This window comes from Pseudomonas sp. SDO5215_S409 (assembly GCF_054071325.1).
Map to the genome: position 1 here is coordinate 1 of NZ_JBSVWN010000003.1, position 23359 is coordinate 23359.

The 23359-nt window shown below is 61.5% G+C and carries 17 protein-coding genes; 8 read left to right on the forward strand and 9 right to left on the reverse strand.

Translation table 11 applies throughout. The features are described from left to right. Positions 1–70: 70 nt before the first annotated feature. From ACW9H9_RS01940 to ACW9H9_RS01965, 6 genes are all read right to left on the reverse strand, one after another. The gene (locus ACW9H9_RS01940) at positions 71–862 is read right to left on the reverse strand and encodes a hypothetical protein (RefSeq protein ID WP_457341325.1); all 792 of its coding nucleotides are present in this window, start codon (positions 860–862) and stop codon (positions 71–73) included. After that, on the reverse strand, positions 859–1707 hold the full coding sequence (locus ACW9H9_RS01945; protein WP_457341326.1) for a DUF4123 domain-containing protein: 849 nt from the start codon (positions 1705–1707) through the stop codon (positions 859–861). Before ACW9H9_RS01945 ends, ACW9H9_RS01940 begins: the two co-directional genes overlap by 4 nt. Beyond that, positions 1704–3632 carry a type VI secretion system tip protein TssI/VgrG gene (tssI, locus tag ACW9H9_RS01950; RefSeq protein WP_457341327.1) on the reverse strand — a complete coding sequence of 643 codons (1929 nt, stop codon included), beginning with the start codon at positions 3630–3632 and terminating at the stop codon, positions 1704–1706. Before tssI ends, ACW9H9_RS01945 begins: the two co-directional genes overlap by 4 nt. A gap of 246 nt (positions 3633–3878) precedes the next feature. Continuing rightward, positions 3879–4058 (reverse strand): hypothetical protein, encoded by a 180-nt coding sequence (locus tag ACW9H9_RS01955; protein ID WP_457341328.1) that lies wholly within the window; start codon positions 4056–4058, stop codon positions 3879–3881. Positions 4059–4214: 156 nt separating this feature from the next. Then, on the reverse strand, positions 4215–5390 hold the full coding sequence (locus ACW9H9_RS01960) for a lactonase family protein (protein WP_457341329.1): 1176 nt from the start codon (positions 5388–5390) through the stop codon (positions 4215–4217). Further along, positions 5377–5667, reverse strand: coding sequence for a DUF5629 family protein (locus ACW9H9_RS01965; RefSeq protein ID WP_457341330.1), 291 nt, complete (start codon positions 5665–5667; stop codon positions 5377–5379). The genes ACW9H9_RS01960 and ACW9H9_RS01965 overlap by 14 nt, the downstream gene beginning before the upstream one ends. Positions 5668–5880: 213 nt before the next feature. On the opposite strand from ACW9H9_RS01965, the gene ACW9H9_RS01970 reads away from it, so the two are divergent. Then, positions 5881–10809 (forward strand): dermonecrotic toxin domain-containing protein, encoded by a 4929-nt coding sequence (locus ACW9H9_RS01970; RefSeq protein WP_457341331.1) that lies wholly within the window; start codon positions 5881–5883, stop codon positions 10807–10809. 93 nt (positions 10810–10902) lie between these two features. Here ACW9H9_RS01970 and ACW9H9_RS01975 read toward each other — a convergent pair whose 3' ends face one another. Together ACW9H9_RS01975 and ACW9H9_RS01980 are read right to left on the reverse strand one after the other, a co-directional pair. Continuing rightward, on the reverse strand, positions 10903–13278 hold the full coding sequence (locus ACW9H9_RS01975; protein WP_457341332.1) for an efflux RND transporter permease subunit: 2376 nt from the start codon (positions 13276–13278) through the stop codon (positions 10903–10905). Positions 13279–13296: 18 nt separating this feature from the next. Continuing rightward, positions 13297–14349: a WD40/YVTN/BNR-like repeat-containing protein gene (locus ACW9H9_RS01980; RefSeq protein ID WP_457341333.1), complete on the reverse strand. Its 1053-nt coding sequence runs from the start codon at positions 14347–14349 to the stop codon at positions 13297–13299. Positions 14350–14645: 296 nt separating this feature from the next. On the opposite strand from ACW9H9_RS01980, the gene ACW9H9_RS01985 reads away from it, so the two are divergent. Further along, the gene (locus ACW9H9_RS01985) at positions 14646–15761 is read left to right on the forward strand and encodes a Gfo/Idh/MocA family protein (RefSeq protein WP_457341334.1); all 1116 of its coding nucleotides are present in this window, start codon (positions 14646–14648) and stop codon (positions 15759–15761) included. Here ACW9H9_RS01985 and ACW9H9_RS01990 read toward each other — a convergent pair. Further along, entirely contained in the window at positions 15758–17833 is a 2076-nt protein-coding gene (locus tag ACW9H9_RS01990) for a PTS sugar transporter subunit IIC/EAL domain-containing protein (RefSeq protein ID WP_457341335.1), read from the reverse strand. The two genes, ACW9H9_RS01985 and ACW9H9_RS01990, sit on opposite strands and share 4 nt — an antisense overlap. Positions 17834–18110: 277 nt before the next feature. On the opposite strand from ACW9H9_RS01990, the gene ACW9H9_RS01995 reads away from it, so the two are divergent. The 6 genes from ACW9H9_RS01995 to ACW9H9_RS02020 all read left to right on the forward strand — a co-directional run bounded on the left by ACW9H9_RS01995 (position 18111) and on the right by ACW9H9_RS02020 (position 23355). Beyond that, on the forward strand, positions 18111–18353 hold the full coding sequence (locus tag ACW9H9_RS01995; RefSeq protein ID WP_457341336.1) for a hypothetical protein: 243 nt from the start codon (positions 18111–18113) through the stop codon (positions 18351–18353). Positions 18354–18431: 78 nt separating this feature from the next. Continuing rightward, positions 18432–18926: a DUF1543 domain-containing protein gene (locus ACW9H9_RS02000; protein WP_457341337.1), complete on the forward strand. Its 495-nt coding sequence runs from the start codon at positions 18432–18434 to the stop codon at positions 18924–18926. 94 nt (positions 18927–19020) lie between these two features. Further along, a complete protein-coding gene (locus tag ACW9H9_RS02005; RefSeq protein ID WP_003208024.1) occupies positions 19021–19302 on the forward strand; it encodes a peptidylprolyl isomerase in 282 nt (93 codons plus the stop codon). 131 nt (positions 19303–19433) lie between these two features. Then, a complete protein-coding gene (locus tag ACW9H9_RS02010) occupies positions 19434–21275 on the forward strand; it encodes an extracellular solute-binding protein (RefSeq protein ID WP_457341338.1) in 1842 nt (613 codons plus the stop codon). Then, positions 21275–22333 carry a microcin C ABC transporter permease YejB gene (locus ACW9H9_RS02015; protein ID WP_457341339.1) on the forward strand — a complete coding sequence of 353 codons (1059 nt, stop codon included), beginning with the start codon at positions 21275–21277 and terminating at the stop codon, positions 22331–22333. The genes ACW9H9_RS02010 and ACW9H9_RS02015 overlap by 1 nt, the downstream gene beginning before the upstream one ends. After that, positions 22333–23355, forward strand: a complete 1023-nt coding sequence (locus ACW9H9_RS02020; protein WP_457341340.1) for an ABC transporter permease — start codon at positions 22333–22335, stop codon at positions 23353–23355. The genes ACW9H9_RS02015 and ACW9H9_RS02020 overlap by 1 nt, the downstream gene beginning before the upstream one ends. The last annotated feature ends 4 nt before the right edge of the window (positions 23356–23359 follow it).

Genomic DNA, 23359 nt, shown 5'->3' on the forward strand with positions numbered 1-23359 from the left:
CCCCACACCGGGCACGCCAGTTGCTCGCCTTGCATGAACGGCCGGTCACGTTCTTGAAGAGGAATAAGGCTCATGGCGTCACCTCCTTATTCTCGGTGCACCCGGGGTAAATCGTGCATACACGATCGTCCGACATCCTGAAGGTGCTGAAGTCCTTGTAGTTACCGAAACAAAAGCCGTACTGATCTTCCAACCCATCCCCCAGGCACCGCTTCCAACCACCTGGCACCTTGACCCAGGTGTCGCCCATATAGGGGCGCTCCTCATCGGCCAACTTGACGTTCAATCTCACTGTCTTGCCCGGTAGTTGATCCAAGGTATACGCCGCAAACGGACGCCACCGCGTCAACGTCCCCTGAGCGTCGGTATATTTACAGTCAAGGATCTTGGTGATGTAACGCTGGGGCCCGACGGTGCGGAACAGCCATTGGCACCGCGCATAAAATGCACTCTCCCCATTGTCGTTGAACGTGCCCTTATGGTCCTCAGGCAGGGTGTAACTCACCGCGACCTTTCCATAGTCAGCGCCGAAGTCATTGATGCTGTCACTGTAAGTTCCATAGATGTCCACCTCTACGCGACGCAGTACCAGCGGGCAGCCGCTGACGGTCCTGTACAGTTTCACGTCAGCCGTGGGTTGGGACTCCTTGCGCCAGTTCCGATTGAACTGCACCTTGGTCCTTTTACCGCCTTGCACGCGGCAGGTTTCCCCTTGGGCGGGGACGTAAACGGCGGTGGCCTTATAGTAAAAGTCAGGTGGCAGGTCTGCGGTAAACGTAAAGCTGTCGGGCTTATCGGCTACAGCACAACCGGCAATAACCACGAAGTGCCCCATCACCCCATATCGAACGTAACGGTTCATCGTTGAATATCTCCCTGCCAGAACTGCACTTCCCGGTACACGCGTTCAAAATGTATCGAAGGTGTGTCACCGGCCCTTGGCAACCAGGCCGATGGCCACGGTTCCCCCTGCAATCGCAGACTTTGCATGAGCAAAAAGTGCAGCTCTTGAGGTGCCTGCCAGCCCCATTGACGGGCGCGCTCGAGTTGGTCGTGCAACCAGGTGTCTATATCCAGATGCCTGGCCAGGTCCCCCATGGCTTCGGTATGCATGCCCACCAGGTAGCGGCGAACGTTCTCGTACTGGACGCGGGCGTCAGTGCCCTGCGCGTCGGGGACATTCAGCCAGGCGGCATCCGCAGGCAACGGGCGCACACCCGGGTCGGGGTTGTCGATAACCCCCCAGTGCTCATCCTGCCAATAGCACGCGCTGCTCACCGGCCCGAGGTAGTCCGAACGCTGCTGGGGTTGCAGGAAAGCCAACGTGCGGGCGAACACACGGCTGTCGTAAAAACGGTGAATGACCTGATGCGCAGGCTCGCCCCTCACCAGCAGGCTTTGCCAATGCTGGCTCAACATAGCGAGGTCACCACTGACGGCGCTGGCCAGCCAGCCCCAGTGGCGCGAGGGGGTGCTGAGCAAGTGCTGGAGGGTCGGATGAGCCACCGAGTCCAGCAGGAAAATATACGGCGCAACACTCGCCAGCGCTTCGGCCGCAGTGCCGACGTAAAGGTTGCGGCATTGCTCCAGCCCAAGCCCTTTGATCAATGCGGTGCGCTCGTCGAAATGACCGTCGGCATCCAATATCAGGTAAAGGTGCCGCCCTTGCCGGGTCTGTTCTTGTAGCCATTGCTCAAGCGTGTTCATAGGGTATCTCCGACATTGCACAAGCCGTTGCGACAGGCCTCACACAACGGGCAGTCGCTCAGCGAAAGCTGCCTGGCGGTGGCCATGATCGACAGCGCACTGGCTGGCAATGCCCCGCTCGACGAAGCGCTGGCCTGGGGGGCGCCGCCCTCGACGATGGGCACGCTGCTGAAAATCCCGCCTGGGGTAATGAACAGATGATGGCCACCGGCACTGAGTGTCAGGCTCGTATTGGCTTGAATCATCAAGGCGCCGCCAGCACGGGTGCTGCTGTTTCCCGTGATCACGGTCAGGTCATCTCCCCCGATATGGCTGTTGCGCAGGCCCAAAGTGGTGTGCAGCTCGTCACCTTGGATCAGGCTGGAGCTGTTGTGGTTGACTTGCTCGATACGGTCGTTGAGCACTAACTGCTCCAGGTCGCGCTGGGCCCGCAAGTAGACCTTTTCGTGCCCGGCGCGGTCTTCAATCGACAGCTCGGTGTACCCACCCTGGGCGGGCGAGCTGTGGCTACGCAGCACGGTTCTGGTTTTATGGGCGGGCAACGGATACGGCACCGGCATCGCTTTGTTTGGCACGCAGCCGGTCACCAGCGGTTGATCGGGATCGCCCTCCAGGAAGGTCACCACCACTTCCATGCCCACACGCGGCAGGGTCACCGCACCAAACCCGTCCCCCGCCCAGCTGGATGACACCCGCAGCCAGCAGCTGCTTTTGTCGCTGCCAAGCCCGGCGCGGTCCCAGTGAAACTCGACCTTGATGCGGCCAAACGCGTCACAGAAGATGTCCTCTCCGGCGGGCCCGGTCACCCGTGCGGTCTGGCTGACCAGCAGGGACTTTCGCATGACCCGTGGCGGCCGGTAGAACACATCCCAAGGCGTTGCGCGAAAGCTGTTGCGGTAGCCCTGGGCAAAACCGTCGTCGGCTTTCAGGTCATGGGGCGTCGACTCTTCCAGCACCTGTGGCTGTTTTCCTACATGGTTCACGCTGAGCAATAACCACAAATCGTTGCACTGCGGGTGAGGATGGCCGACGAGATCAAAGAAGTGGCCGCTGCGCAGGAGCGGCTGGTCGCTTTCGCCTTCGGCCACTTGATAGTCGCTGCGATGGCGCTCAAGTGCACGGCGGGCCATTTGTTTGTCGAGCCTTTCGTTTTCGACGACCACGGGGTAGTCGTAGTCTTCAAGCACAGGCGTGAAGTCAGCGGTAAACCGACTTTGCGGCAAAGCGTTTGGGCGCTCCAAGTCATAACCTCGGCGCGTGGTCACGCTGGTGCGGGTACTGAAGCCTATGGAAAAGCGGTCGACCACCGGGTGATCCGCTAACTGGCCAGTGCCCGGCCGATAGGCGGTTTTACCCAGTTTGGGAAAAAAGGTCTGATCGTCGGTGAACACCAGTCGGTGCTCGTCGCGGTGGTGCTGGTGATGCCAGCAAATGCCGTCTTCACTGCACAGCCGCTGGATAAACGCCAGGTCACTTTCCCCATACTGCGTGCAGTACTCACGCCCAGGGCGGGCGCCCACGTGAAAGGCATAGGCATCAGCGTGAATGCCATGGCCCTGCAGCACCTGAGCGATAATCTGCGGCACCGTCAGGTGCTGGAAAATCCGCCGGTCGTGGCTGAACTGCAAGTAATGCAGCACCGGAACAAGATGCACGTGGTAACGGGTCAGACGCTTGCCACACGTCCCGATGCGAACGTTGTCGATATGCCCGTGAATGCCCTCGCCTGCCGGGCCGAACTGGAGAAATGCCGGTTGGTTAAGCAGGCGCTCGATGTCGAAATCAGCAAACTCGCTGACCAGTTCGACATGGATCTCATACAGCAGGCTGATGGTTTCAGTGCCGTTGAAGGCCAGCACCTTGAAGTCGTTGCGAACAGACGGAATCAGTAACGCGAAGCGCGCAGCAGGGGCCGGTTCGAACATACGCTTATCCTTGAGCGGGGAAAGAGGCAAACGCCAAATTCCAACCACGCTAACAAGGCTGCGAAAAAATCGATGCCGGACGCTTCCTATAAACCTGACGGAGCTTTAAGTAGGAAAAATGACAAGCAGACCAGCAGACCCAAAAATGCGAAAACGGGCTTGCCTGCAACAGCGGTCTATTGATCAGTCCACTGTTGCAGGCAAGCCCGTTCTCGCATTGATCGCGCTAAAACGATCGTTCAACGCTCAGTTCTGAACTTTGTGATCCAGCGCTGCGTAGAAGTTGGCGCTCTGTTGCAGGTATTTCTGGGTGTAGGCACTGGTGCTGGATTTTTTGCTGGTGACTTCAACACTGGCGGCAGCAGGCAAGGCAACGGTCGCGGAAACTGCGGAAGCGGCGATGATGGAGAAAAGATTCAGATTCATGGCGGTAACCCTTGTGTTCGTTCGTTTGAGTGGCCTGGGAAGGCCTTGGAATCAAACTTACGCCTGGGGGCTGGCGCCTAGAAATGCTTTGAAACACTAGCCTCTATCAATAATATTAATAACAGCGCTCAGGCCCCGAATAACGGGGCCTGTGGCTTATTGCCGCACCACGAATTTCAGATCGCTAGGCGCATCAATCGGCAGTTTCTGCACCGTTTTGCCCAATAAACCTGTCTTGGCGTCTCGTTCCACCACCACAATTTCGTTGCTTTTCTGGTTGGCGATCAGCAAAAACTTGCCGGTCGGGTCCAGGCTGAATTCCCGGGGATGGTCGCCTTCAACCGAGCGACGTTGCAGTTGCGTGAGGTGCGCGGTGGCCGGGTCGACGCTGAACACGATGATCTGGTTGGCCGTGCCCCGGTTGCTGACATACAGAAACTTGCCATCCGCGGACGCATGCAAGGCAGCACCCGCCTTGTCCGACACCGGCTGCCCGTCGGCATACCCCACTATTTGAGTCTGGGTCAGCGTGCCGTCGTGCCAGTCGAACACCGCCACCTGGGCGCTCATCTCGGTGGTCAGCCAGGCATGCTTGCCATCGGCGCTGAACAGCAAATGCCGCGGCCCACTGCCCGCAGGCAATTGCACCGAGGCCGGGTTGGCCGGGGTCAGCGGCATTTGCGGGTTGGCCTTGGGGTCGTAGTGGTAGACAAAGATCTTGTCGGCGCCCAAGTCATTGGCAAATACATAGCGACCATCTGGCGAAGACACCACCGAATGCACGTGATTGGACGCCTGGCGCTCAGGGTTGACGCGGCTGGCCGGGTGCGCGCTCAGTTGCACGGGCGATGAGAGCGTGCCGTCTGCGCCCAGCGGCAGCACCGCCAGCGTGCCGCCCGGGTCTTCCAGCACCGAATAGTTGGCGACAAACAGGTAACGCCCATCGGCGGCCACACTGGAGTGGGTCGGCTCGTTACCCAGGCTTTGAGCCTGATTGATCAGGGTCAATTGGTGGGTTTTCGGATCAATGCGGTAGCTGCTCACGCGCCCTACCGGGTCTTTCTGGCCCGGCCCATTTTCGTTGACCACAAACAGGTAGGTGCGGTCGTTGGAAAACGTCAGCCAGGACGGGTTTTGTGCCTTGGCGGCCAGCACCGGCTTGCCACTGAACTGCCCGGTGCGGCTGTCGAACTGCAGGCGGTAGATCCCTTCGCTGGTATTGGCGGTGTAGCTGCCCACCAGCAAGTCAAACGTGTCCGCTGGAGCCGCCTGAACCGACATCGCCCCCACGCTGCCAGCCATCAGCAGGGGCCAGAATTTACGCATCATCATCCGCTTCGTCCTCGTCGTTATTGTTGCCGGTGAACGCGCTCATGCACACCAGGCGGTGCTCGCCCGAATCACCGGTAAGGGTCCAGCTTTGCAGGGTGTCATCAAAGTGTGCGGCACTGACCTGCTCACGGCTGAAATGCCAGCGCTTTTCGGCCCGACCGTCCATGGCGATGATCAGCAGCTTTTGCTCATCAAGCTTGAAATCAAAGGCGTAAAGCCCATCGATCTCCAGCATGTCAGTGGTGGCAAGGACGGTGGTCAGGTTATCGGCAGTCATGGCAATCAATCATTTGCGGGAAAGCGCCAATGATAGCCCATGAGCTGTATTCACAAGCTGAAATAGTGGCCCCAAGGCCACGGGCGATCAGGTGTCGGGGTAAGCGCAGCGCGGCGGCGAAACAGTTGATAACGCATTGCGGCCCACCGCGACGTGGCAGAGCGGTAATTTCCCGGGCCTGATTTACCCCGATCCCGCTATGGAAGCGCACCTATGTTATCGATCAGCCCCCCTGCCCGCCCCGTCAATGTGCCACTCGCCAGCCACGCCGTGACGACGGCGCCTCCCGCGCCGCCACTGACGGCCGAGCCCACGTCACCCAGCGGCGTCAAGGCGCCCCCCGCCCGCATACGGCGCGACCTGGCGGCGCCACCGGCAGAGCCGGACGCGGGCGCGGTACACAGCCAATTCGCCGCGCGCCCCACCCTGCGCACAGTGGTCGCGCAACTGTTGCAAAACGCCATCAGCACCCTTTACCCCGGGCTGAACGTCGACACCCGACAGGTTTCCCTGGCCACCCCGCAGCAGACCAGCTCGTTGCAATACACGCTCACGCCCCTGCTGGACGTCGCCCTCGACTACCTGGCCAACGGCACCGAGCCGGACTTCACCGACAAACACGCCACCCCCTGCAAACTGGTCAACAGCACCACAGCGGCCACCCTTCGTGCGCCCTCGGGCGAGCGGCGCGTCGAACTGGACATGCGCAAGATCGAACTGGCAATCCGCAGCCTGCCCCAAGAACTCAACGCCGGTTTCGCCGCGGCCCTGAGCCGTTATTGGGGGGCCGATGCATTCAATGCCGACCCTGCAACCAGCCGCTGGTGCTGGCTCAGCGACACACTCAACAACACCCTCAGCACTTCGGCCATCAAAACCACCACGCTGGACGAACAGCAGCGCCAGACCCTCGACCAGGTCACCCGCTACCCCGATAGCGCCGACCGCACGCGGATGGCCGCCCATGAGGCAGCGACGGTCTACGCGATCAACACCACCCTGGACAAGGCTGGTGCCACCTCAAGCAGCCTCGGCACCGACCTGTTGATCACCCGTCAGGTCGGCGAGCGGCAGATTATCCTGCATACCACCACCGCTGGCGTCATCACGCCCTACCCCTCGATGGACGCTTTCGCGACTGCCTGGAGCCAGCGCCTCGCCAAACCCTTGAGCTTCGATCAACTGACCTGGCAACGCACCGCGCTTGAAGGCAATGTGTTCGACGCCCAGGCAGCCCTTATCCTCAACGGGCAACTCCAGAGACTGAGCGCCATCCCAGTGCCTGGCAACGGAACCCGCGACGACCTGCAACGCCAGTTCTCGGACGCCTGCGACACCAGCGCTGCGTTTATTGGCGCACCGGCCTTGCCGATAGCTGATGCACAGCGCCTGAACAGCACGTTGCCCGCTTGGCTGCACCACGCAAGCGATGCCGAGCGTTTCGCCTACCAACGCCACACCCTGGCCCTGGCGCGTAGCGTACAGCGCAATCACGGCCACACCTTTCTTGACGGTATTGCAGACATCCGCACCTTTGCCCGTCAACAACTGGACCCGCACCTGGCACGCGATGGCTATACCGCCGCCGACGTGGAGGTGGTGTTCAAGGTGGCGGTGGGCACCCTGGGTGGCGGCTACATAGAACGGGTCAGGATGAGCCTGACCGACATGGCGCTGGAAAACCTCGCGGGCCTGCCCAAGGGGGAAATGGACGTGTATGTGCGGGGCGAGCGGGTCGACGATGCCACCACGGGGCCCATGCTCAAGCGGCTGATCGACAACGTCGACATCGGCAAGCACTACCCCGCCCTGATCAACCGTGAGCTGCTGAGCGATACCGCAAAAGCCCACGAGCGCGAGGCGCAGTTTGCCGAACAGGTGCCCATCCAACTCGCCATGCAGGCCCTGGAACTCAAGCTCAAGGGTGAGTCGGGCCTCACCGCCCGTGGCTACCACTACCTGGAGGCCGTGCTTGAGCCCGGCGCCGGAGTGAAACAGGTCGATGGCCAGGAGATCACCCTGCGCCCCCTGGCATTCGTACGCAAACCGGGCGCGACGCCGGACGTGGTCGACAACATGTTCCTGATCGAACCGCTGGACGCCACGCAAGGCCCCCACTTGCTGTACCGGCCCCAACTGACGCCACCCCTGCAAGAATTCGCCGACCGCAAGGCGCTGCTCAAGGCCATCCGCGAGCCCGGCCCGCTGCAACAGAGCATTCTCGCCTGGCTGCCCAACGACCGGGGTCGGGCCGTGTATGGCAACGGCGGCTTCAACATCCCCAATATCGCCCGCTACAGCAGATTCAATGAGTTTGATCCGCCTGCCACCCCCAAGCCGACCGCCCTGGCAGTCGACGGTTACAACGTGGCGACTACCCTGCGTCAGAACCTGCTCGAGGGCCACCTGATGCACAGCCTGTTCAACAGCAACGCCCACAGCCTGGCCACCCTGGCAGAAGGTCAATCCACCTCCAGTGCCGAAAGTCGCTGGGCGTCCCACAAGGAACTGGGCTGGTTACTGTTCAACACATTGCTCCCGGTGCTGAGAGGCCCCGGTGCCATGGCGGGCTGGTTGTTACAGATGTCCAGCGTGGAAAGCGACATTCGGCAAACCATCAACCCCGCCAACCCGGATCCCTCGGCGGCCGTGGTAGACATGCTGGTCAACATGGCCATGGTGTTAGGCCACACCGGCGCCGGTGAACAGCCCGCGCAGCCGTCCGAAAAAACTCACGGTAGCGATCATCCCGACGCGTTTAGGCGCACGCCCCATGAGCCGGCCTCCACCCAGATCAGGGTGCAGGAGGCTGCGTCAATCGCGCCCCAAGGTTCGTTGAATACGGCGCTTGACCTGTCGTTCGCCAGCCCGCGCGGGTTGAGCGCCGCCCAGAAGGCGCAGATCCACTCGTTCAGCATTCGCGCACCGCACCATCAGGTGCCGCCCATCGCCGAGGGTGTGACCAAGGGCCTGTATGCCATCGATGGAAAACTGCACGCGTTGATCGATAACCACTGGTATCGCGTGGCCCGTGACCTGGACGGCCTGTTTGTCATCGATGAGCGCAACAAGGCCCGCACCGGCCCACCGATTAAAAGCAACGATAAGGGCCGCTGGGACTTCGACCTGGGGCCAAAGCTGCGGGGCGGCATGCCCAAGACCGGCAGCGTGGAAAATACCCTGAAGAAAAACCTTGAGGCCAAGGCTCAGACCGATGCGCTGTATGAGCAATCCTTTCTGGAGGGTGCAAAAGTCGCGGAGGCACGCGGGCAGGCCCAGGCGAAAGTCGGCAAAACCTTCAATGACTACGAAAGCGCGCGCAAAAAACTCAGAACCTTGTGGAGCCTGGCCAATGCGCCTGAGTCGGCGGGCCGCTTCACCGCACAGTACGAGCAGCAGCTAAAAACCACCCTGGCGTTGCGCACCGCCGTGGACCAGGGGCTCAAAGAGCTCAAGCAACTGACCCGATCGTTCATCGACGCCAGTGAAGCCACCCTTCGTACCATCACCCCCAAAAAGCTCGGCGGCGTGGATGACCTGTCCGAATACAAACAAAACCGGACGCTGGAATACCGGGGCATGATCAAGGCCGTCGAAGACTTGGAGGATTTTCACCGGGCGCTGTTCAACGACAGCAACCAGTACGCCAGCTCGGGCGCGCCGCTGGTCGAACTGGTCAATAAGGCCAAAACCGGTTTCAAGGCCGCCTACGATGAACTGGTCGGAGCATTCAAGATCACCTATCGCGACCGCGAAACCGTCTGGGAAGTCAAACAGGAGATCAGTGACCTGTTTGAGAAATGGAAAAGCGATTCACCCTACGGCAAGAAACAAGCCCTGGAAATGGTCAAGGAGTACGCCAGGCCACCCGCAATCGATGCATTGGTGGCAAGGCTTGGCAACCTGACCAACCTCAAGGAGCTGTGCATCAACCGAACAAGTTCAGCCGTGGGGCCCGGTTTGCAACTGCTCTTGACGCGGTTTGGAAACACGTCACTGGAACCGGTCAATCGGGCCTTCATGGAGCAGCGCGAATACCAGGGCTATACCCTCAACGAACGCAAAGCCACGCTGAACACCATCATCGACGCGTACAAACAGTCGATGAGCGACGGCACGTTCTTGCAGGAAACCTACCCGACCTTGTTTCGCGCCGAATACCATCAGTTGTTCATCAAGCGTTTGGGCGAAATCATTGCCGACGCCGAAGCCGACCTGGCGGACGTGGTTCGCGAAGAACAACAACTGACGCCCCCACAGCCGACGCACAAGGAGCGTCAACCCAAACCGCAGAACCAACGGGTGTTCAATACCCGCGACAAACAAACCCTGATTGGTACGCTTCGCCCGCCCGAAGCCGGGCGCAACAACATCATCGACGTCCTCGACCCACAAACCGGCCGCCCGATTGACAGCTACAGCGAACACCCCGCCGAACACGAGTGGGTAAAGATCACCCGGGCACAACCCGAGCCCCTGCCCCAGGCCACGACGCCCAAGGCATTGGCGACATACAAAAACGAAATCAAGAAACTGATCGAAGAAGGTGACGCGATCGAACGCACCATCGCATTCCAGAAGAAAAAACTCACCGATCCCCTGCGCAGAGACACGCTCAACCCGCTGGACTGGCACGACATGCTGGAAGCCCAAGCCAACAAACTCAGGGACGTGGCGCGCAAAACCGAAACCGATCATGGCACCCAGCCGGAAGCCGCGGCGATGATCGCGCGTTGGCGAAACACGGCGGACGAATTAGTGCAAAAGGCCCGGCAACACGCGGCGGACGGCTACCGAGTACAGCCACCGAAGCCTGAAAACGTCGATTTCCTGTGGCGCTACGGGTTTGTCGACATCAACCTTTCGCAACGGGACGTGCGCACCAAAAGTGGTGATGTGTTCACCGAATACGCGGTGCGGGATAAAGGCAAGCCCGATGTGTTGTGGTATGCCCACTTCCACTACGCGGCAAAAGGCGCACCGCGCAGCAACTACACGGCGGCGCACCTGAAAATTCCGTCGCAACGCACCAAGACCCAGAAAGACCTGATCGCCGAGGCGGGAAACAACCGGGTGGTGGAGCAAATCATTCGCTCACGCATCACACCACCGCTGGATGAAAAACTGTTCCTCAAGCTGTAAGGCGGGCCCGAATGTGGCAGCGGAGTTGCCCGCTGCCACACTGTTCAAACACCTCCCTGTAACGCACGCAGGCGTCCTGCGTGCCCTTGCCCTTCAGTGGGCAAACAACGAATTGCCCTTCTGCCCCGCCAGTTTTTCCGGTTTGATAAGAAAGCGTGCCAGCGCTGGCAACAGCCACAACGCACCAAACATGTTCCACAACAGCATGAACGTCAGCATCAGGCCCATGTCGGCCTGGAACTTGATGGCCGAGAAAATCCAGGTGCACACACCAATGGCCAGGCACAAGCCGGTGAACAGCACGGCTTTACCCGTGGACTTGAGCGTCTGGTAATACGCCTCCTGCAACGGCAACCCGGCGCGCAGGAAACTTTCCAGGCGACTGTAGATGTAGATGCCGTAGTCCACGCCAATGCCCACGCCCAAGGCCACCACCGGCAAGGTCGCGACTTTGACGCCGATGCCCATGAAGGCCATCAACGCGTTGCCCAGTACCGAGGTCAGCACCAGCGGCAACACGATACACAGGGTCGCCGCCCACGAGCGGAAGGTGATCATGCACATCACCGCCACACACAGGTACACCAGGATCAGGATGGTCAGCTCGGCCTGCTTGATCACCTCGTTGGTGGCCGCTTCAATCCCGGCGTTGCCAGCGGCCAGGATGAACTCCAAGCCGTCGCGGTTGTTCTGCTGGGCAAATTCCTGCACCGCGTGTACCGCACGGTCGAGGGTTTCGGCCTTGTGGTCGTTGAGAAACACCAGCACCGGCGCCAGCGAACAATTGTTGTTGTACAGGCCGTCGGCGCGGGCAATGGAGTTGTTGAGGATGTCGGGGTTGCGCGACAGCGACTCCCACTTGAGGTTGCCCTCATTCATGCCCTTGATCATCTGCTTGGACACGGTCACCAGCGAGATCGCCGATTGCACGCCCTCGGTGTTCTGCATCTTCCACATCAATTGATCGATAGGCGCCATGGCCTCGTAGCGCGAGCAGCCTTCGGGTGGCGTCTTGACCATCACCACCAGGACGTCGGAGCTGGTGGAATAGTTGCTGATGATGAAGTTGTTGTCCTTGTTGTAGCGCGAGTCTGGGCGCAGTTCCGGCGCGCCCTGATCCAGGTCGCCGATTTTCAGGTTCTGGCTGTACCAGAGGCCACCGCTGAACGCGATCAGCGCCAGCAGGATGGAGACAGGCGCGACTTTGGGGCTGGCAAATTTCGACAACAAGCGCCAGAAACCATGCTCGCGGTGCGCATCCTTTTTGCTGCGTTCGATGGCGCGTTTGCTGATGCCCACGTAGGAGATCGCTACCGGCAACAGGATCAGGTTGGTAAACACAATCACCGCCACGCCGATGGACGCCCCGATGGCCAGCTCGCGGATCACGCCGATGTCGATAATCAGCAAGGTGATAAAGCCTACGGCGTCGGCCAGGATCGCGATCATGCCCGGCAGGAACAACTGGCGGAACGTACGGCGGGCAGCGGTAAGCGCGTTATCGGCATCGCTGGACTGCAGCGCAATACCGTTGATTTTCTGCACGCCGTGGGAAATGCCGATGGCAAAGATCAGGAACGGCACCAACATCGAGTAAGGGTCCAGGCCAAACCCCACGGCGTGCATCAACCCCAGCTGCCAGACCACCGCCACCAACGTGGTGATCAACACGGCGATGGTGCTGCGGATACACCAGGTGAACCAGTACAGCAACACCAGCGTAATCACGAAGGCGATACCGAAAAACAGCACCACCATCACCAGGCCGTCGATCAGGTCACCGACCTTCTTGGCGAACCCCACAATGTGGATCTGCACATTCGGGTTCTGCTCCTGGAACTTGGTGCGAATCTTGTCTTCAAGCTCGTGGGAAAACTTCTGGTAGTCCAGGGCCAGCAACTTGCCCTGGTCTTGCGGGTCGGGGTAAGACTCCAGCAGCGGGATGTCGACGATGCTCGACTTGAAGTCGTTGGCCACCAGGCGCCCCACCTGCCCGGACTTGAGCACGTTGTTGCGCAACTGGTCGAGGCTGGTGGGCGAGCCGTTGTAGCTTTGCGGGATCACTTCGCCGCCGGAAAACCCCTCTTCGGTCACTTCGGTCCAACGTACGCTGGGGCTCCACAAAGACTTGAGGCCGGAGCGGTCGACGCCCGGGATGTAAAACACCTCGTCGTTGATCTGGCGCAGCGTCTCCATGTAGTCCTTGGTGAAGATGTCGCCGTCCTTGGCCTCCACCGCGATGCGCACCGTGTTGCCCAGGTTCGCCAGGTCGTTGCGGTGCTCCATCATCCGCTCGATGAAGGGATGGGTGAGCGGGATCATTTTTTCAAAGCTGGTGGACGGCCGGATCAGGGTCGCCTGCCAGAACAGAAAGAGGCTCACCACCAGGCAAATCGTGATCACGGCCGGGCGGTTGTTGAAAATCAGGCGCTCGAGAAAGGTCGCTTTATCGTTGTGATGACTGCTCATTGAATCCCCGCCTTCTTATTATTTTGTCAGCTCGGCCCCGGCGGGCGTGGCCATGTGAACGCCGCCCTGGCCCACCAGGATCAAGTTGCCATTGCCTGCGGCCGTCACCGCCGACAGCGAAATACGGTCCGGGCGATTGAAGACACTGAACGTCAAGCCATCGTCGTGGCTGACCACCACGCTGCCGCCGTTGCCGACCACCACCAGCGAGCCGTCATCCAACAGGCTCGCGCCCGACAGGCCGAACTCCAGCGCCCCCCGGGCGGCGAGCAACGGCACCGGCTCCCAGGTGTCGCCAAAATCGGTGGAGCGGTACAGGTTGCCGCGCAAGCCATACACCAGCAGCGTTTGCGACCGGGCAGTACCGATCACACCAAACAGCGACCCCTCGTAGGGCCCTTCGAGCTTTTCCCAGGTTTGCCCGTCGTCGCGGGAACGGAACATGCTGCCCTGCTCGCCCACAATGAACAGGCCGGCGTCCTTGACGTGGGCAATAGCGTTGAGGTGAAGCTGGTCTTCGTTGTCGAGACGGTCACCGACCTCTTCCCAGGTCGTGCCGCCGTCGGTGGTGTGCACCAGCGCACCGTAGGCCCCCACGGCAAAACCGGTGCTGGCGTCCTTGAACCACACGTCCAGCAGCGGGGCTTCGCGCTTGAGGTCCTGGTATTGGCGGGTCCAGGTTACACCGCCGTCGGTGCTGCCCAGGATTTGTGCGTCGTGGCCCACGGCCCAGCCATGCTGCGCGTCGGCAAAAAAGACCGCCGTGAGCAACTGCCGGGTCGGCACTTTGGCCTGGGCCCACGTGGTGCCTTGATCGTCGGAATAGAGGATGTGCCCGCGATCCCCGACCGCCACCAGGCGCTTGCCCGCGTGGACGACGTCGATCATCAGGCCTTTGGCGGCCTTGGGCGATTCAATGGCAAATACCGGCGCGGCGGTGGTGTCGCTGGCGGCCAGCAGCGGTGTCGACAGAGCGACCCCGCCCAGCAGCGAGAGCGCTGTGGCCAGCCATGCAACCCGGCGCATTGCGCACGGGCGGCCAGGCGCCCCAGCCATGACAGGCTCACTCATAGACCCTTCTCCCCTTTTTTTATTGTTAGGTGGTCTTGCCTTCCGAGGCGCTGAAACCTGCAATCTAGAGCGTCTTGTCAGAGCAGCGGCCATCCTATCGGGCTTTGGAATCGTCTGACAATCGGCGCTACGTTATGTTTTGTTAACTGAGGCGGTGACCCGTACCGGCTGAATATAGCGGCATTCGTCGGAATGATAGACCGAACATAAATGAATTTTTATTCCACATATTGCATTAAGAGAATTTTTATTCCATAAGTGGCGCTCCCCAAAACAATAATTCAAAGGAAACGTCAATGCGCGAACTTGGAATCGGCCTGATCGGCACAGGCTTCATGGGCCGTGCCCACGCCCTGGCATTCAATAACGCCCGCGTGGTGTTTGAACTGCCCGTCACCTTGAGGCTGGCGGCCCTGGCCGACGCCGACACCGAGCGCGCCCGGCGCTGCGCCGCCGACTGGGGGTTTGCGCAAGCCCATGACAGCTGGCAGCAATTGATCGACAACCCAGAGGTCGATGTCGTCGCCATCACCACCCCCAACCACTTGCACTACCCCATGGCCATGGCCGCCTTGGCGGCCGGCAAGGCGGTGTATTGCGAAAAGCCGCTGGCCGTGAGCCTTGAACAGGCGCAGGCCATGCGCGACGCGGCAGGCCAGGCCGGCGTGGTGACCCGGGTGGGCTACAACTATCAGCACAACCCGATGATCGGTCTGGCACGGCAACTCATCGCCCGCGGCGAGCTGGGCGAGCTCATCAGCTTTCAGGGTGAATTCAGCGAAGACTTCATGGCCGATGCCGCCTCGCCCTTTTCCTGGCGCTGCGAAGTGGGGCATGCCGGTGGCGCCCTGGCAGACCTGGGCAGCCATTTATTGTCGATGGCGCGCTTTTTGATGGGCGATGTACACAGCGTCAGCGCCGACACTCACACTGTGCACCGTCACCGCCCCGCCAGCGCGGGCAGCACCGAGCTGCGCCAGATCGCGGTGGACGACCAGGTGCATGCGCTATTGCGTTTTGCCAACGGCGCACGTGGCACGGTCAGCAGCAGTTGGCTCAAGCAGGGTTACAAGAACCACCTGAGTTTCGAGATCAGCGGCACACAAGGCACGCTGGCGTTCGACCAGGAGCGGTTGAACGAGTTGCAGCTGTTCCGGGCCGGGCAAGACGGCTTCCAGCGCCTGCTGGCCGGGCCTGCATTGCCCGGCTACGCCGCGTTCAGCCCGGCGGCGGGCCATCAGTTGGGCTACAACGAGCTCAAGACGCTGGAAGTTCAGGAACTGATCATGGCGCTGGCAGGCCAAGGCGCGGACGGCACCGACTTCGAGGCCGCCTGGCAGACCGAGCGCCTGGCCACGGCCATTCGGGTGGCGGCCCAGGAGCAGCGCTGGGTCAGCCTGGCGCACCTCTAGCCCTGGGCCCGGCGGGCTTGTGCCTGTACAAACGCGGGTAACTGATCCCCCGGCAGCGCCTTGCTGAAATACCAGCCCTGAATGATCAGTTCGGGGCCCGACGTCAGGAAGGCCAGTTGCTCCGCCGTTTCCACGCCCTCCACCACCACGCCCAGGTTCAGCGCCTCACAAAACCTCAACATGCCGGTCAACACCCGCGCGCCCTTGGGGTCGCACTGGGCCACGACAAAACTGCGATCGATCTTGATGAAGTCCACTGGAAACTGGTGCAGGTAACTGAGCGCCGAAAAACCGGTGCCGAAGTCATCGAGGTAGACCTTGGCGCCAATCCCCTGGAGCCGCTGAATCATCTGCCGGACCACCTGGATGTCCCCCACCAGCGCGTCCTCGGTGATTTCCACAGACACCTGGCCTTGGGCCTGGGCGAGGATTTCCACGAGGCGGTCCCCATAGGCCCGGCACGTCAACGTGGCGCTGGACACGTTGATGGTCATGGGCAGCGCAAAACCCAGCTTTTGCCATTTCTGGTACTGCCGCACCGCCTGCGACGCCACCCACACGTCCACGTCCGGCATCAGGCGCGCCTGGGCCAGCCATTGCAGGAACTCCCAGGGCGAATGCACCACGCCGTCGGCGTCACGCGCGCGCATCAAGGCCTCACAGCCGGTGCACAGGCCGGTGCGGGTGGAGATCTGCGGCTGGAACTCGAGGTAAAACTCATAATCGCAAATCTGCTGGATACGGCTCAGTTCGTTGGCCTGGCGCGCCAGGGCCTTGTGAGAGGCCAGCACGGGGTCCATCTCCAGCAAACGGCCCTTTTCTTCCAGGCCGCGAAAGGTCATGTCCAGCGACTTGAGGTACACCGTCGCGCCGTCAGCGGTTTGCCGGTGGATCGCCCGCACGTAGGGGGCGTAGATCAGCGTTCCCAGCCCCAACAGCCCCAGTTGCAGCAGTACCGCTGCCAGATCGCCTTGAGTGCTCATGTAGGCATTGAGCAACACCGGCGCCGTGAACGGCACGCTGACCACCGCCGGAGACACCCAGCCCGCCTGCACCAAGGTCAGGGCCAACAGGGTGTTCACCGCGGGCACGATAAGGAAGGGAACGAACAGCCGTGGATTCAGGATGATCGGCAGGCCAAACAGCAGCACTTCACTGACATTGAACAAGGACAGCGGCAAGCTCGCCACCGCGAGCAACCGCATGGAGCGGCTTTTGGAAAACAGCAGAATCGCGACCAACAAACACAACGAAGCGCCCGAGCCGCCAATGAACGCAAAGCTGCCCAGCAGCCCGCTGTTCAACAAATACGTCACCGGCTCACCCGCGGCCAACGCCGCGCCGTTGAGCACCACGGCCTGGTCCAGCACGTCGAACAGCGGTTGCATGGCGTAGACGCCGTGGATACCAAAAAACCACAGCAGCGAGTTCATCAGCGTCACAAACACGCCGCTGCCGTAGGGCGTGCGCAGCACGTCGAGCACCTGCGGCCCTTGCAACTGCGCCACGTGCGGCACCTGCAACAGCAGTGACAACAGCGCCACCAGCACCACGGCGGTGATGACACCCGGCACCACCATATTGATGGTGCCCTTGAGGTTGTGCCCGACCAGGTCTTCATTGACCAGCCGGGTCCAGCGCCGACGGTGCAGCCAGGCGACCGCCGGTACATTGATCAACGGCGAAGCAATGGCGATAAACAATACGAACGTCGCCGCCGCCCGGGGAAAGCTGTGCAGGGTGTAGGTGGCGATCACCACGTGGGCCAGGCACAGGAACGACACCGGCAACGGTGGCAAGCGGTGCTGGATCGCCAACCGGTAGCCGATGGACGCCGCCACCAGCAGCGGGATCACCGAACTCATTTTGTTGTGCAGCCCGGCCAAAAAGGCCACCACCTGTGCATTCAGCCCCAGCACCCGGGCGCACTCGGACAGGATCAAAAACGCCGCTGACACCAGCAGGCACGGCAGAATCCACAGCAGCCCCTCGCGTATCGCCCGCAACGACTCGGCACTGGCCAGGGCCGCCAGCCGCCGTGTAAAGAACAGTTTGAACAGCGGTTGCGCCATGACTTGTCCCTCTGCCTACGCATTGGGTTCCCGGCCGGAACCCCGCCTGCGCCGTTGCCGTCAACGACGGTGACAACGCTACACGCCCCAAGGCACGGCGCGAAAGGCCTTTGCGGGCAGGAATGCAATTATTCAGAATCATGACCGTCCAGCGTTTTACGGGCAATCAAGAGGAACCTGGGCCGGTCACGTCAGTCAGCTCATCATCGGCCAAGGGACAGGGGTTGCTCCTTGACTGAATCACCGAGCACCCAAGCGACCCGGGAAACCCATCCCTATGCCTGCAAAGCTGTCCAACCGAACACGCCCGTTGTTCTTCACGCTGTCACTGTGGCTGTGCGGCGTCGCCCTGCTGTTTGTGATCAAGGCGGTGATCGAACAGGTTCAAGGGCCCATCGCCGAAACCTGGATCGACCTGACCTTGGTGTTGGCAGCCTACCTCATGTTCTTTTTGCTTGAACCGCTGCACGCCCGGCTCGTGCTGCGACAGCAACGGCGCGCCGGGCGCAGGGCCCGCTGAACCATCACCGGAACGCACAAAAGGCTTCAATCGCGGTAGGGTGGCAGCCCTGTACGAAAACATCAGGAAGAATGGACGATGCTGTTTGTGGTCATGCTCGGGGGCAAGCACCCCCGGGCAAAAATCGAAGTGCATGATGTGGTGTTCGCCGTGGCAAACACCCTGCAAGACGCCTACCCGCAATTGCGCGACGCGTGGTTCGCCAGCCCCAAGGGCGTGCATGTCGACGCGTGGATGGAGGTCGACGGCGTAGACGGCTGGAAAGTCCAACTCAGCCACCTGGCGCCCAATGCCGGCGACCCGCGCCTATACTTTCTCAACTTGGGAGGGTATGAGCCGGGCAGCTTTGGCGAGGCCCACCACTACCGGCTGGTGGTGGCCCGCAGCGCAAAAGAGGCCGCCGCCCAAGGCAAGCGGCAGATGCTCGCCACCTGGACCCAACCCCACACCGATGCCGTGCTGGATATCGACGACTGCCTGCCCATCGACCTGGTGGATGGGCGCTACATCCACCTGGTGCAAGCGCCCCATCGCCCCGTGGTGCAGCGCAACGACTACATCGTGCTGCCCTGATGCCCCACGGCCGACCTGCCGAAGGGAACTTTGCCGGGAAATTACGACCCGAATCCGGTAGGCTCACATTTTTTTACCCTAAGGAGTTTCCCCCATGGCCAAAGCCACTGCCCGCCACATCCTGGTTGCCACTGAAGACAAGTGCAACGAACTGAAGGCCCAAATCGAAGGCGGCGCCGATTTTGCCGAAGTTGCCAAAGCCAACTCCTCGTGCCCGTCCAGCCGCCAAGGCGGTGACCTGGGTTCGTTCGGCCCAGGCCAGATGGTCAAGGAATTCGACACCGTGGTGTTCAGCGCCCCGGTCAACACCGTGCAAGGTCCGGTCAAGACCCAGTTCGGTTACCACCTGCTGGAAGTGACCAGCCGCCAGGACTGATCCCGTCCTACGCTTGCGCTTCAAATAACGGCCCGCCCTTTGGTGGGCCGTTGTGCATGGGGTGACTGGCGACATTCAAACCGTTAGCGTACAAGTCCCTAACCTTCTTTGCCCGGCGCCCAAGGTTGACAATGCGACTGGATTTTTTCACTTCATGTGGCCTGGCCCTGCTGATGGCCTGCACAGGCGCGATTGCCGCACCGCAAGCCTCGCTGACCGTGTACGGCGAACCGGCCAAATACGCGCCCGGCTTCAGCCATTTCGACTACGCCAACCCCGACGCGCCCAAAGGCGGCAGTCTGCGCCGCTCGGCCCTGGAAATCGGCCGGTATGACCATGTGCTGCCTTATGTCGACAAAGGCATCGGTGTGAGCCAGGTCGATGGCTGGCTGTATTCGCCCCTGGCCCAACGCTCGCTGGACGAGCCCTACACCGTGTACGGGCTGGTCGCGGAAAAAATGGAGCGCGCCGACGACGGCCTGTCCCTGCGCTTTTACCTCAACCCCAAGGCGCGCTTTGCCGACGGCCAGCCGATCACCGCCGAGGACGTGCGCTACAGCTTCGACCTGCTGATGACCCAAGGCAGCCTGCGCTACCGCACCCTGTTCGCCGACGTCAAACACGTCGAAGTTGAAGGCCCGCGCCAGGTGCGCTTCGATTTTTCCAGCAACGAAAACCGCACCCTGCCCCTGGATGTCGCCACCCTGCCGGTGTTTCCCGAGCACTGGTGGAAAACCCGCGACTTCGCCAATGGCGGCGGCTATGAAATCCCGCTGGGCAGCGGCCCCTATACCGTCAGCAAGGTGGACAACGGCAACACCATCACCTTCCAGCGCGACCCCACCTGGTGGGGCAAGGACTTGCCCGTCAGCCGCGGCCTCTACAACTTCAAGCACCTGAGCCTTGAGTACTTCGGCGACACCGAAGTGGCGCGCCAGGTCCTGCGCGGCGGCGCCTATGACTTCAACCGCGAATTTTCCGCCACCGGCTACTCCATCGGCTATAACGGCCCGGCGCTGGACGACGGTCGCCTGCAACGCGCGCACCTGGCCCCGAATGGGCCGCAACCGGCCCAGGGCTATGTGTTCAACGTGCAAAACCCGCTGTTCAAGGACCGCCGCGTGCGCCAGGCCCTGGCGATGCTGTGGGACTTTGAATGGGCCAACCGGCAGATGATGCGCAACCTGTACATCCGTCAGCAGAGCTTTTTCTCCAACACCCCGCTGGCCGCCACCCAACTGCCGACCGCCGAAGAGCTGAAGATCCTCGAGCCCTTGCGCGGTCAGGTGCCCGATGAAGTCTTCACCACGGTGTTCAAGGCGCCCACCACCGACGGCACGGGCATGATCCGCGACAAACAGCTGCAAGCCCTCAAGTTGCTCGAAGACGCGGGCTGGAAACCCGACGGCGACAAGCTGGTCAACGCCGCCGGCGAGCCGCTGACGTTTACCTTCCTCAACGCACAAAGCGGCATGGAACGCCTGCTGCTGCCGTACAAACGCAACCTGGCGCAGATCGGCATCACGCTGAACATCCGCCGCATCGACCCGTCGCAGTACGTCAACCGCCTGATGGCGCGCGACTACGACATGATCGTCACCGGCTTTCCCGTCACCACCTCGCCCGGCACCGAGCTGTACAACTACTTTGGCTCAGCGGCCGCGTTCGACCCCGGCGCCAATAACTACATGGCCCTCAAAGACCCGGCCGTCGACCGCCTGATCACCGGCCTGGTCAAGGCCAACACCCAGGCGCAGATGCTCACCTACGCCCACGCCCTGGACCGCGTGCTGCAATGGAATTACCTGTGGATCCCCAACTACTACCCGCCCGGCACCTCGGCGGCATGGTGGAACCGCTTTGGCCGCCCGACCATCGAGGCCAAGAATGAAGAAGCCCTGGAAACCTGGTGGGAAATCAGCCCCACCCCGCTCACCACCGAGCAAATGAAAACCCGCACAGGTGCCCACTGATGCTTGCCTATACCGTGCGGCGCCTGCTGCTGATCATTCCCACCCTGTTGATTATTCTGCTGGTGAACTTCGCCATCGTGCAGGCCGCGCCCGGCGGGCCGGTAGAACAAGCCATCGCGCACCTGCAAGGCATCGGCGGCGGGGGCTTGAGCAGCGCGGCAGACAGCGCCAGCACCGGCTCGCGGGCCAGTCGCGGGCTGGACCCGAAGCTGATCAAAGACATCGAAAAACAATACGGCTTCGACAAGTCCGCCCCCGAGCGCCTGTGGCTGATGCTCACGAGCTACGCCCGGCTGGACTTGGGCAACAGCTTTTTTCGCGGCAAAAGCGTGACCGACCTGATCCTGGAAAAAATGCCGGTGACCATTTCCCTGGGGCTCTGGGCCACGCTCATCACCTACCTGGTGTCGATCCCGCTGGGCATCCGCAAGGCCGTGCGCCACGGCAGCAGTTTTGATGTGTGGAGCAGCACCGCCATCGTCATCGGTTATGCGATGCCCGCGTTTCTGTTCGCCATGTTCCTGATCGTGGTGTTTGCTGGCGGCACCTCGTTGAACTGGTTTCCGGTGCGCGGGCTGGTGTCGGAGAACTTCGACCAACTGAGCACCGTGGGCAAAATCGCCGATTACTTCTGGCACCTGGTGCTGCCGGTCGGCGCGCTGGTGATCGGCGGTTTCGCCACGCTGACCATCCTCACCAAAAACTCCTTTCTCAATGAAATCACCCGCCAGTACGTGGTCACCGCCCGGGCCAAAGGCCTCAGCGAGCGGCGCGTGCTCTACGGCCACGTGTTTCGCAACGCCATGCTGCTGGTGATCTCGGGCATCCCCCAAGCGTTCATCAGCGTGTTTTTTGCAGGCTCGCTGTTGACCGAAGTGATCTTCTCCCTCGACGGCCTGGGCCGCATGAGCTACGAAGCGGCGGTGTCGCGCGACTACCCGGTGGTGTTCGGCTCGCTGTTCATCTTCACGCTGTTCGGCCTGCTGATAAAACTGGTCGGTGACCTGTGCTACACCCTGGTGGACCCGCGTATCGACTTCGCCGCGAGGAACGCCTGATGCTTAATTTGTCTCCCGTGGCACGTCGGCGTTTCGAGCGGTTCAAGAAGAACCGGCGCGGCTGGTGGTCGCTGTGGCTGTTTATCGGCCTGTTCATCCTGACCCTGGGTGGCGAGTTGATCGCCAACGACAAACCGCTGGTGCTCAGCTACCAGCACCAGCTGTATTTCCCGGTGTTCAAGCGCTACACCGAGGTGGAGTTTGGCGGGCAACTGCCGTTCCAGGCCGATTACCGCAGCGACTACGTGCAGCAGTTGATCAAAAAAGACGGTGGCTGGATGCTCTTCCCGCCGATCCCGTTCAGCGACGACACGCCCAACTACGAACTGACCCGCCCGGCCCCCAGCCCGCCCTCGGCGGTGAACTGGCTGGGCACTGACGACCAGTCCCGCGATGTGCTCGCCCGGGTGATCTTTGGCGCCCGGGTCTCGATTCTGTTTGCCTTGGCGCTCACCGCCATCAGCGCCGCCATCGGCATCGCCGCCGGGGCCTTGCAGGGCTACTACGGCGGCTGGGTCGACCTGCTCGGTCAACGGATTCTGGAGGTGTGGTCGGGGCTGCCGGTGCTCTACCTGCTGATCATCCTGTCGGGGTTCGTCGAGCCCAATTTCTGGTGGCTGCTGGGGATCATGGCGCTGTTTTCCTGGCTGGCGCTGGTGGACGTGGTGCGGGCCGAGTTCCTGCGCGGGCGCAACCTGGAATACGTCAAGGCCGCCCGGGCGCTGGGGCTCAGCGACGGCAAGATCATCCGTCGGCACATCCTGCCCAACGCGATGACCGCCACCCTGAGCTACCTGCCCTTTATCCTCACCGGGGCTATTTCTACCTTGAGCGCGCTGGATTTCCTGGGGTTCGGCATGCCCACAGGCAGTGCCTCGCTGGGCGAACTGATCGCCCAGGGCAAGCAGAACCTGCTCTCGCCGTGGCTGGGCCTGACGGCGTTTTTCACCCTGGCGCTGCTGCTGTCGCTGCTGGTGTTTATCGGCGAGGCGTTGCGTGACGCCTTCGACCCACGATCGTGAGTGA